Annotated in this window: 8 protein-coding genes and 1 pseudogene; 8 read left to right on the top strand and 1 reads right to left on the bottom strand. The window is 42.9% G+C overall.

Translation table 11 applies throughout. From position 1 onward, the window contains the following. Positions 1-260 (bottom strand): transposase (locus H346_RS0107110; RefSeq protein ID WP_027970477.1); only part of this gene is annotated, 260 nt, incomplete at its 3' end. A 54-nt stretch (positions 261-314) separates the two neighbouring features. On the opposite strand from H346_RS0107110, the pseudogene H346_RS0107105 reads away from it, so the two are divergent. The 8 genes and pseudogenes from H346_RS0107105 to H346_RS0107070 form a co-directional block, all read left to right on the top strand. After that, positions 315-1355: pseudogene (locus tag H346_RS0107105) on the top strand (phage tail spike protein); the annotation flags it as partial. Between the two features lie 12 nt (positions 1356-1367). Then, positions 1368-3224, top strand: a complete 1857-nt coding sequence (locus tag H346_RS0107100; RefSeq protein ID WP_027970475.1) for a DUF859 family phage minor structural protein — start codon at positions 1368-1370, stop codon at positions 3222-3224. Between the two features lie 17 nt (positions 3225-3241). Beyond that, entirely contained in the window at positions 3242-3646 is a 405-nt protein-coding gene (locus H346_RS0107095; RefSeq protein ID WP_027970474.1) for a phage holin family protein, read from the top strand. 1 nt (position 3647) lies between these two features. Further along, complete coding sequence (locus H346_RS0107090; RefSeq protein ID WP_027970473.1) at positions 3648-5117, top strand: LysM peptidoglycan-binding domain-containing protein; 1470 nt, start codon at positions 3648-3650, stop codon at positions 5115-5117. A gap of 109 nt (positions 5118-5226) precedes the next feature. Beyond that, positions 5227-5628 carry a DNA-directed RNA polymerase sigma-70 factor gene (locus tag H346_RS0107085; protein ID WP_027970472.1) on the top strand — a complete coding sequence of 134 codons (402 nt, stop codon included), beginning with the start codon at positions 5227-5229 and terminating at the stop codon, positions 5626-5628. Beyond that, positions 5625-5786: an SHOCT domain-containing protein gene (locus H346_RS10680; protein WP_027970471.1), complete on the top strand. Its 162-nt coding sequence runs from the start codon at positions 5625-5627 to the stop codon at positions 5784-5786. Before H346_RS0107085 ends, H346_RS10680 begins: the two co-directional genes overlap by 4 nt. A 56-nt stretch (positions 5787-5842) precedes the next feature. Next, complete coding sequence (locus H346_RS0107075; RefSeq protein ID WP_027970470.1) at positions 5843-7051, top strand: recombinase family protein; 1209 nt, start codon at positions 5843-5845, stop codon at positions 7049-7051. Between the two features lie 2 nt (positions 7052-7053). After that, on the top strand, positions 7054-8619 hold the full coding sequence (locus H346_RS0107070; protein ID WP_027970469.1) for a recombinase family protein: 1566 nt from the start codon (positions 7054-7056) through the stop codon (positions 8617-8619). The last annotated feature ends 53 nt before the right edge of the window (positions 8620-8672 follow it).

Genomic DNA, 8672 nt, shown 5'->3' with positions numbered 1-8672 from the left:
GCTTGCTTTAGGATGTCTAATTGCATTTCGAGTTCTTTATTTCGTTTTCTGAGTTCTATCAACTCACGTTGTTCATCTGTCAGATTATCGACAGTTTTAAAGGAACCAGTTGTTCTTGCTTGTTTAACCCACTTATCGAAGGTTGAGGGCCTTAAATCATATTCTTTGATCAGTTCACTGCGTTTTCTACCTGCATTGTGCAAGTCAACGATTTGTTGTTTGAAGTCATCTGTGAAGTAACGGCGAATTTTTCTAGACATAGTTTTTCTCCTATTTTCTTTAGTGTAGAACACTTTATAAATTCTGTCTAGTTTAGTGTAACCTGTTCAACTAATCCCAGTGACTATACATGGTCTTCCTTTTTTGAGGGAACGGAACTGGGTGGTCGCAATTACATTGACGATTATGCCATGAAAGCGACGACCTTTTCATCAGTAACCTCTGAGTGGAAGAAGGAGGTAGATGAAGATACGAGTTCTGTCAGTGGCGTGACTGTGAAGATGACCTGTACCAAAGCAGGTACAGGTGGTTTTCATCGGAACTTCTATGATTTAAGAAGTCGAATTAGTACTAACATGACTTTTTCGATTGATCTTAAGTGTTCAAAATCTGTCACACTCAATATGGGTTGTGAACTCGGTGGAACGAAAGCTTACAACGTCACAACAGATTGGCAAAGGTTTGTTTCTTCATGGAAAGTAAGTAGTTATCAGTACTATTCTTATATCTTTTACTTAAAGTCAGGTTCGTGGTCAGTAGGAGATGTGGTTTATCTTCGAAATGTTCAATTGGAAGATGGAAACGTTGCTTCAGCGCCTGGACCTTCTTTGAATGATCTCATCGCTCAGATTGATGCCAAGGCTGATAATGAGTTCATGAAACAACAGCTAGATGTTCTGACTGAAAAGACAGAATCTCTCCGAGTAGACCTTGAGGCGAGAGCTTTGGCAAAAGAAGTGGCCGATTGGCTCAAGTCTTATAAAGAGTTTGAGAAAAATAATGAAGCTGTCCTTGCACAATTTAAACAAGACTTTATTGATAATACAGCTCGTATAGCAGCCATCGAAGCAGACTTGAAAGCTAATAGTCTCTTGCTTAACTTTGTCAATACCTATCTGAGAGCTGGTGATAATGGGGTGATTATTGGTAAGAAGGATAACTCTGAGTATATCGAATTAACCCCACAAGGGATGATGATTAAGTCAGCTGGGAATGCCGTCATGACGGTTACAGCTGGTGTCATTAAAATCCATCACGGGGTCTTTGTGGAGACCTTACAGGTTGGTTATTATCGACTAGAAGCCGCAAGGCATAATGCCAAGCATCTGGTTTGTCGTTTTATTGATGCCAAGTAGAAAGGAGGCCTTATGGGAGATTATGGTTCAAATAATGATAGGGGCTATACCCTGCTTTTACGAGTGGAAGAAACAGGAACTTCAACCGCTAATAATACGTCTACTGTTCGAGTCCAACTCTGGCTAAAGAATGGTTATACGACCTTTGGGATGTATGACTGTAGGGCGAATGTGTCCATCAATGGTCAGACGCTTTCTTGGTCAGGGCGACCAGATATGTACACGGCACATAGTTCCCTCCACTTAATTGATAAGACCATCACTGTGCCACATGATTCGAATGGGTCAAAAACGATCAGTTTTTCTGCGACTTTCTCTGGGTCTGGTGGGTGGTCGCCTGGCACCTTAAATACGGGGTCACAATCACTACGTTTAAGTGATATTCCACGGTCATCCAGTGCCACGGTGTCAGGGAATATGATGGGGCAAGCTGTAACCATTACGATTAAGTGTGCCAGTAGTGATTTTACCCATAACATGACCTGGCATTTTGGGAGTCTAAGTGGCACGATTGGAACAGGCATTGCGACTTCTGTAACTTGGACGCCTTCGATTTCACAGTTGGCTACTCAGATTCCAAATAGCACCTCAGGTAATGGGCATTTAACACTAGCCACTATCTATGGTGGTAAGACAATAGGTTCTATGACAATTCCCATTACCCTCAACCTACCGACGTCAGTTGTTCCAACCTTGGGCAGTATTTCTGTTTCAGAATCCCATGTCACTGCGAAAACAATCCTCACTGGCACAAGCTTTGCCCAGTTGGTGTCCAACCCTAAAGTGACCTTCAATCAAGCAGCAGGCATTTACGGCTCGACCATTCCTTCGACGGGTTATCGTGCAGAGGTCTTTAAGTTTGAGAACAATCAGTGGGTTCAACTACCTAATGTGGCAACGAATAATAACGGTCTTTTGGGTGGTGTCAACTGGATTGTTCGTGCTAAGGTCTCTGCCTATGTGACTGATTCGAGAGGGCGACAAAGTGCTCGAAAAGAAGTGGAGATAACCCTATTAGAGTATTTCAAGCCTATCTTCTCATTCTCAGCCGTTCGTGCTGGTTCTAGTATGAATCAGGTGACAGTCACACGAAAGCTTAAGATTGCCCCTTTAACCATCAATAGTGTCCAAAAGAACAAGGCAACCTTGACATGGGAAGTGGTTGATTTGACAAGTGGCCAGAAGGTCACAAACGCTGGTGGTGCTGCCAACTGGACGTCGACAACGGAACACACAAAAACAGATTTCCAAGCTATTTTAGGTGGCGCCTATGATACTACGAAATCCTATACCATTATTGGAACGCTAGCAGACCTCTTTTACTCCACGACCTTTGAATTTACCATTGGTCCAGAAAAGGTTGTCTACGGCTTAAGTCCATCAGGTATGGGGATAGGCAAAGCATGGACAAGAGGGGTGCTTGATGTTGATGGGAGTTTACCTGCTTATTTTGACGGTGAGATTTATATGAAGAATAAGAAACTTCTTGATATTTTCTACCCAGTGGGTGTCATTTACGAATCCACGTCAAGCACTAGTCCAGCCACCATTATGGGTGGGACTTGGGAGCGGTTTGGAAACGGACGAGTCTTAGTTGGTGTGTCTGAGAATGAAAGTGAGTTTAATAGCGTTAATCTGTCAGGCGGTAGTAAGACGCATACCTTGACGATTGATGAGATGCCATCTCATTCTCACGCCCAATATGTAACAGCTAACAATGGCTCAGGAGCTATTCGTCGTGACCATTCTTCAGACGGTAGCTCTAGTCTTTACCCTCAAGGGAATAACACAGGAAACACTGGTGGTGGAAAACCACATAACAACTTACAACCTTACGTCACGATTTACCGTTGGCGTAGAACAGCATAAGAAAGGAAAGTGTCATTATGAAAGAATTACTGGCAACAAATAAAGTCCTCTTTTCAGCGATTGGAGGACTTATCGGTTCTATTTTTGGAGAAGTTGATGGGGTCTTATATGCCCTTTTTATTTTTCTCATCATTGATTATGTGACGGGAGTTTTTGCGGCAGTTGTCCAGAAGAAACTCTCCAGCAGCATTGGTTTCAAGGGTATCTTCAAAAAGATAGCCATTCTCTTTTTAGTATCCGTGGGACACCTCATTGATACTGAAATCATCAAACAGGGTGGGACGATTCGCACCATGGTGATTTTCTTTTACTTGAGTAATGAAGGCTTGAGTATCTTGGAAAATGCGGTGCGGATTGGCTTACCTATCCCAGAGAAACTACAAGCACTTTTAAAACAATTCAACGAGAAAGAAGGAGATTAACATGGGAAAACATCTAGTGATTTGTGGACATGGGCAAGGACGCAGCACCTATGATCCAGGAGCAGTTAATACCAAACGTGGCATTACAGAAGCTGGTAAGGTTCGTGAGTTGGCTAAACTCATGTCCAAGTACAGCGGCAAAAATATCGATTATATCACTGACCAAAACGTTTATGATTATAAGTCACTGGCAAGCCTTGGTAAGGGCTATGACTCGATTACCGAGCTTCATTTCAATGCCTTTAATGGCGCGGCACGAGGGACGGAAGTCCTTATTCAGTCCTCTTTGACGGCAGATAAGGAGGATTTAGCCATTTTAGCTGTTCTGAGCCGTCATTTCCAAAACCGTGGGATTAAGAAGGTGGATTGGCTCTATAATGCCAACGAAGCCAAGAACCGTGGTTACACTTACCGCTTAGTGGAGATTGCCTTTATCGATAACGAAGAAGACATGACTATCTTTGAGAATAAGAAGGAAGAGCTGGCCAAAGGTCTTGTCTCTGCCATTACCCAAGAGGAGGTGAAGACAGTAGTCTCTGCCACCCCCAGTAAGCAAGGAGGACAGTCCCATTCTTCTACCAGCCCTGTTTATCACGTTGGGGATAGTGTTCGTGTGCTTGGTCATGCGACTCATTACCAAACGGGTCAAGCGATTGCGAATTGGGTCAAGGGTCGCACCTACAAAATCCTCCAAGTCAAAGCGGTAAACCAATCTCATAGTAAGAGAGCCTACCTGCTTGAAGGGATTAAATCTTGGGTACTGGAGCAGGATGTGGAAGGAACCAGCCTTGGTCATTCGGAACAGACCTATACGGCTCAAAAAGGAGATAGCTATTGGGGGATTGCACGGAAATTTGGGACAACGGTTGATAAGCTGTTAGCTTTGAATGGCTTGAAGAAAACAGATGTCTTAAAGATTGGTCAGACCTTGAAAGTTCATAAGGCGACTAGCTCCGTCAAGGCAGTGGCGACAAGCCTTGCCCAACGTGCGGTTGCGTCAGCCCTGTCTAAGGTTGGACAGAAAGTGACTGTTCCTACCAACCCTTATGGTGGACAATGCGTCAGTTTGGTGGATAAGATTGTGCAAGAATTGACCGATAAGGATATGGCTTACACCAATGCCATTGATTGCTTAACCAAGGCAAAGGCCAATGGTTTCACAGTCATTAAGGATGCCTGGGGAGTTAACCCTAAAGCTGGTGATTTCTATGTCATTAAGACGGACAGTCATCCCTATGGTCACATCGGTATTTGTATCACAGATTCAGACGGTACAAGCATTGATGGAGTTGAGCAGAATGTCGATGGCTACTCTGATCACAACAAGAATGGCATTAACGATCAATTGGAAATTGGTGGTGGCGGTATTACCCGTCGAGTGAAGCGTGTCTGGATGGCAGATGGCTCACTTTATGATGCGAGTGGCACCGTCAAACTTGGAAAAGTTATCGGTTGGTTTAGATTAGGATAATGGTTCTTTAGCCTGGTGGAAACATCAGGCTTTTTCTTTTTGCTTTTTTTCTTCAAAAGTTGGACTAAATCCTCACTATCTTCCCCTAGTAGATAGAAGGAGGAATGTCATGACCCCAGAACAAAAAACAGCTATTGTCTATTTACGAGAACAAGGACTTGGCTATAAAGCCATTGGTATAAAACTTAGTTTATCTTCTAACACCATAAAGTCATTTTGTCGACGTGAGGCGATTAAGACTGGTGAGAAAACAGATGAGATTTTACCAGATTACTGTCATGCTTGTGGTCGTGTTTTGACGCATATTGACGGTAAGAAAAAGAAACGCTTTTGTAGTACATCCTGTCGTCAAACTTGGTGGAACAGCCATTTGGAGGAAGTCAATCGACAGGCTTATACCGAACATGTCTGTGTGTCTTGTGGGATGACGTTTACCTCCTACGCTAATCCCAAGAGGAAATACTGTGGTCGCAAGTGCTATATGACTGCTAGATTTGGAGACAAGAGATGACAGAACAAGACTTTCAACGAGAACTTACCTACCAGATTACCATGGCACAGGCTAAGCAGCTTCTATCTGAAGGGCTGATTTCTGAAGCTGATTTCCAAGCATTCAAGGCTAAAATGCTCGAAAAATATGAGCCTTTTATGAGTCAATTAGTGGCCTAAAGACTTGATAAATAAGGGCTTTAGAGTGATATATAGTAGCGAAAGGAGATGTATCAATGAAACAAATCAAAACGATACAAGCCCAAAAGGGAACTGCCATTAAAAAGTTAAGGGCGGCAGCCTACACTAGGGTTTCGCATACAAGCTTACTTCAGTCCCTATCCAATCAAGTGAGTCACTACAGCCAATTGATACAGGAAAATCCTGAATGGGATTATGTGGGCGTTTATAGTGACTCAGCTATTAGCGGTCGCAGTCAAGCCCATAGACAAGACTTTCAAAATTTACTTGAAGATTGCCGCAAGGGTAAGATAGACCTTATTTTAACCAAATCTATTTCACGCTTTGGGCGAAATACGGTGGAGCTTTTGGAAACCGTTCGTGAGTTGAAGCGACTTGGTATCAGTGTTCGCTTTGAAAAGGAGAACATTGACACCTTAACTGCTGAAGGGGAGTTGCTTTTAACCCTACTTACCTCCATGGCTCAAGAGGAATCACAGTCTATCAGTCAAAATGTTAGATGGCGAGTGAAGAAACGTTTTGAAGAAGGGAAACCTTATATTCCCCAAGATATCTTTGGCTATCGATGGAATGGCGAAGAGTATGTGATTGAACCTCATGAAGCCTCTATTGTTAGACAGGTTTTCGAATGGTACATGGCAGGTGATTCAGCCCCAAAGATAGCTAAGAAGCTTGATGATAGGGGTGAGAGAACAAGACTAGGCAATCGCTTCACTAAACGAGTCATCTATAACATGTTTGACCAAGAAGCTTACTGTGGACGATTGATTTTACAGAAGACATTTCGAAATCATTTTGGCACTCGGTCCATTCCGAATGATGGTCAGATGGCAAAGTATATCGTTGAGAATGCCCATGAAGCTATTGTGACACCGGAGTATTTCCAACAGGTCAATCAAGAAAAGAAACGACGTGCGAAGAGACGGACTTCAAAACATGAAGCAATAGCCAAACTCAATGGCAAAGTCTATTGTGACCACTGCGGTTTAGACATGCTTCTGACCGTAGAAACCAAATTCAATCAGGAAAAGCGAGTGAGGTATTACTGCAGGACAAGAGATGCCAAGGGTGTTGATGCCTGTTTAGGACGTACCATTACAGAAAAACAACTCTTTCAAGCTTTTGGTGAGACCTTAAAGACAGAAGATATTCACCATATTTCTTTCAATAGCGTGACCAATGAAGCCAAAGCTACCTATAGAAATGGAGAAGAAAAACACGCCACCATTCGGAAAGGACGGTAGAAATGAAAAAAGTCATCACGATAGAACCAGCCAAACAAGTAACCCATAAGATTGACCTGCCGAGTTTTACTAAACGACGAGTGGCGGGTTATGCCAGGGTATCAACTGACCATGAAGACCAGACAACTTCTTATGAAGCACAGATGACATACTACACAGACTACATCAACAGTCGTTCGGATTGGGAATTTGTCAAGATGTATTCCGATGAAGGGATTAGTGGAACAAACACCAAAAAGAGACTTGGGTTTCAAGAAATGGTTGAAGATGCTCTTGACGGGAAGCTAGACCTTATCCTAACGAAGTCGGTCAGTCGATTTGCCAGAAACACAGTTGACTCCCTCTCAACGGTTCGAAAGCTCAAGGAAGTAGGTGTTGAAATCTATTTTGAGAAGGAGAACATTTGGACTTTTGACTCCAAAGGGGAGCTTTTGATTACCATCATGTCAAGCCTTGCTCAGGAGGAGAGTCGCTCGATTTCAGAGAACGTGACATGGGGAAGACGACGCCAGTTGGCAGAAGGGCAAGTGACCTTTTCTTACAGCCAAGTTCTTGGTTTTAAGAAAAGTGACACTGGTGGCTTTGAGATTGATCCAGAGGAAGCAAAAATTGTAAGATACATTTTCCACCAATGTCTACTAGGGAATAATCCCAATAAAATTGCGAGAGAGTTGACCGCCCAAGGCATTCCAACCCCACAAGGGAAAAGGAAGTGGAGCTATGGCACGGTAAAACGTATGCTTCGGAATGAAAAATATAAGGGTGATGCCCTTCTTCAGAAAAGTTTTACAACTGATTTCTTGACGAAGAGCATCAAACCAAACGAAGGTGAGTTGCCTCAATATTATGTAGAGAACAACCATGAAGCCATTATCAAACGTGAAGTCTTTGATTTGGTTCAGGTTGAATTGGATAAGCTAGAGAAGAAACGGCAATCTAGTAACATCTTTACAGGGAGACTTATCTGCGGTTCATGTGGGTCAGCCTTTGGGAGCAAGGTGTGGCATTCTACCAGCAAGTATAAGCGAACCATTTATCAGTGCAATGCCAAGTACAAAGGTGAGCATAAATGTCAGACACCTCATGTGACGGAGGAAGAAATTAAAGCATGGTTCCTATCAGCAATAAATCAACTCCTCAGCAATCGAGAGGAGATTATGGCTAATACAGAACTCTTAATTGAAATGGCAAAAGATACCTCGCCACTTGAAGATACGATTGATGAATTGGAGAGGAAACTTGAAACCATTCGCCAAGACATTGAGGACTTGGTTGATAGAAATGCAAGAAAGGCTCAGAATCAAGAGCTTTACCAAGAGCAGTACGATACCCTAGTAATAGCCTACCAAGAAAAACAGAAAGAGTTGCAGGAAGCGACTTCAGCCTTAGAAGATCAGAAAAGTAAGAGGCTCAGCCTAGATGGTTTTATTCGACAACTTAAGCAGCAGGGCGACCTCAGCACAGATTTCAACCAAGAACTCTGGCAGACTAGTGTTGAGAGACTAGACATCAAAGTGGGTAAGAAAATCAGCCTAACTTTCAAAAATGGCGTACAGATTGATTTATAGAAGATAAGGACGTGTCAATTCGGCACGTCTTTTTGGTGTTTCTGTGTTATAAT

The sequence above is a fragment of the Streptococcus castoreus DSM 17536 genome (genome assembly GCF_000425025.1).
Classification (GTDB): Bacteria; Bacillota; Bacilli; order Lactobacillales; family Streptococcaceae; genus Streptococcus; species Streptococcus castoreus.
The sequence above is the reverse complement of the archived record's forward strand: the minus strand, read 5'-3'. Positions and strand labels throughout refer to the sequence as shown.

Coding starts and splice junctions, on each gene's coding strand:
- H346_RS0107095 (WP_027970474.1), top strand. CDS start 3,242: ATGAAAGAATTACTGGCAACAAATAAAGTCCTCTTTTCAGCGATTGGA.
- H346_RS0107070 (WP_027970469.1), top strand. CDS start 7,054: ATGAAAAAAGTCATCACGATAGAACCAGCCAAACAAGTAACCCATAAG.
- H346_RS0107100 (WP_027970475.1), top strand. CDS start 1,368: ATGGGAGATTATGGTTCAAATAATGATAGGGGCTATACCCTGCTTTTA.
- H346_RS0107090 (WP_027970473.1), top strand. CDS start 3,648: ATGGGAAAACATCTAGTGATTTGTGGACATGGGCAAGGACGCAGCACC.
- H346_RS0107085 (WP_027970472.1), top strand. CDS start 5,227: ATGACCCCAGAACAAAAAACAGCTATTGTCTATTTACGAGAACAAGGA.
- H346_RS0107075 (WP_027970470.1), top strand. CDS start 5,843: ATGAAACAAATCAAAACGATACAAGCCCAAAAGGGAACTGCCATTAAA.
- H346_RS10680 (WP_027970471.1), top strand. CDS start 5,625: ATGACAGAACAAGACTTTCAACGAGAACTTACCTACCAGATTACCATG.